We start from the raw sequence: 2331 nt of genomic DNA on the forward strand, positions 1-2331 counted from the left end.
CCGTGATTTTGACCTCAGTCATTTCATCAGCCAATTCGGGCGTCTATGCCTCAACACGTATGTTGTACGCGATGGCCCAAGAAGGTAAGGCACCAAAGATTTTCGGTCGCGTGAACATTAACACGGGTATTCCGGTACCTGCATTGTTAGCGACGGTTGCGGTTGGCTTGCTGACATTCGTCACATCGGTCTTTGGACCAGGCATCTACTACTACTTGGTCGCCGCTTCTGGATTGACTGGTTTCATTGCTTGGATTGGAATCGCCATTTCACACTATCGTTTCCGTCGGGCATTTGTTGCACAAGGACGTGATATTAAGAAGTTACGTTATCATGCAAAGTGGTTCCCAGTCGGACCAATTTTGGCCTTAGTATTGTCAATTGTCGTCGTTGTTGGTCAAGATTTGGCATCATTCCAAGGGTCAATTTCACACTGGAATTGGTCCGGTATTATCACGACGTATATGTCAGTACCATTGTTCTTGGCACTTTACTTTGGTTACAAATTCAAGCACAAGACAAAGTTGCGTAAGCTAACTGAGGTGGATTTGGATACAGATGCACGTCAATCATAAATAAGTGAGTTCTAAACCGCCTGGCACATTTCAAATCATGCCGGGCGGTTTTTCTTTGTCTAATTGATGTCTATTATATGCAACATGATTCGAACAAAAAATGTGTACAAAAAAAGTGAAAAATAGTACAATAAATGACAGTTAGGTAGATACACTATCAACACAAAACGAAGGAGATTTTTCAGATCATGAAGAAGACCAAGATTGTTTCAACGCTTGGACCAGCTAGTTCTGACGTCGAGACTATTACGAAGTTAATCGAGTCAGGTGCCAACGTTGTACGTTTCAACTTCTCACACGGAGACCACGAGGAACACTTGGGTCGTATGAACGCTGTGCGCGAAGCCGAGAAGATTTCAGGTAAGACTGTAGGATTCTTGTTGGACACTAAGGGTGCTGAAATCCGTACGACTGTTCAAGAGCCAGGTAAGATTGAGTTCAACATCGGTGATGTTGTTCGCATCTCAATGGATTCATCTCTTGAAGGTACTAAGGAAAAGGTTGCCGTAACTTACCCAGGTTTGTTCGACGATGTTAAGGTTGGCGGACACGTGTTGTTCGACGACGGTAAGATTGACATGTTGATCACTGAAAAGGACGAAGCTAACCGCGAATTGGTTACTGAAGTTCAAAACCACGGTTTGTTGGGATCACGTAAGGGTGTTAACGCACCTGGTGTTTCAATCAACTTGCCAGGTATCACTGAAAAGGATGCCGATGACATCCGCTTTGGTTTGGAACAAGGTATCCAATACATCGCCGCTTCATTCGTACGTAAGCCTTCAGACGTTGAAGACATCCGTGCTTTGTTGGTAGAAGCTGGTAAGGAAGATGTTATGATCTTCCCTAAGATCGAATCTCAAGAAGGTATCGACAACTTTGCCGAAATCTTGAAGGTTTCTGATGGTTTGATGATTGCTCGTGGAGACATGGGTGTTGAAATTCCAGCAGAAAACGTGCCTTTGGTACAAAAGGACTTGATCCGCATGATGAACGCTGCTGGTAAGCCAGTTATTACGGCTACTGACATGTTGGATTCAATGCAAGAAAACCCACGTCCTACACGTGCCGAAGCTTCTGACGTTGCCAACGCCGTATTTGACGGAACTGACGCTACGATGTTGTCAGGTGAGTCAGCTAACGGTGCATACCCAGTTGCTGCTGTTGCTACGATGGCCCGTATCGATGAAAAGGCAGAAACTGCTTTGGCATTGAACGGTCGTCACGTAAACAACTTTGACGCTACTGACGTTACTGAATCAGTTGCCGCTGCTGTTGCTACGGCTGCAGCAAACTTGAACGTTAAGGCTATCGTTGCCGCAACGACTTCAGGTTACACTGCAAAGATGATTTCAAAGTACCGTCCTAACGCCGACATCTTGGCATTGACTTTCGACGAGCGTGTACAACGTTCATTGACGGTTTACTGGGGTGTACAACCAGTTATCTCAGAAGCAGTGGACAACACTGATGCTTTGATTGACTTGGCTAAGAAGGAAGTTGTTGCTGCAGGTTTGGCAGAAAAGGGTGATACTATCATCGTTACTGCAGGTATTCCTGTAACGACTTCAGGTACGACTAACTTGATGACGATCGTTACGGTCGACTAATTAGTTAGTTGTTAATTAAGAACGAGAGATACTTGTTATCTCCCGTTCTTTTTTTATGTTATTCTTTAGGTAATACTAATACGAATTGATGAGGAAAAGCTGATGAGTTGGCAAGAAGTAATCGTCGAGACCCAAAGTGAAGCGGT

General features: G+C 44.5%; 2 protein-coding genes. Both read left to right on the forward strand.

Translation table 11 applies throughout. The features are described from left to right. Positions 1-575 (forward strand): amino acid permease (locus WEIDD23_RS10240; protein WP_156469625.1); only part of this gene is annotated, 575 nt, incomplete at its 5' end. Positions 576-763: 188 nt separating this feature from the next. Then, the gene (gene pyk / locus WEIDD23_RS10245) at positions 764-2185 is read left to right on the forward strand and encodes a pyruvate kinase (protein WP_062358960.1); all 1422 of its coding nucleotides are present in this window, start codon (positions 764-766) and stop codon (positions 2183-2185) included. The last annotated feature ends 146 nt before the right edge of the window (positions 2186-2331 follow it).

Source organism: Weissella sp. DD23 (assembly GCF_001579105.1).
GTDB lineage: Bacteria > Bacillota > Bacilli > Lactobacillales > Lactobacillaceae > Weissella > Weissella cibaria.

Coding starts and splice junctions, on each gene's coding strand:
- pyk (WP_062358960.1), top strand. CDS start 764: ATGAAGAAGACCAAGATTGTTTCAACGCTTGGACCAGCTAGTTCTGAC.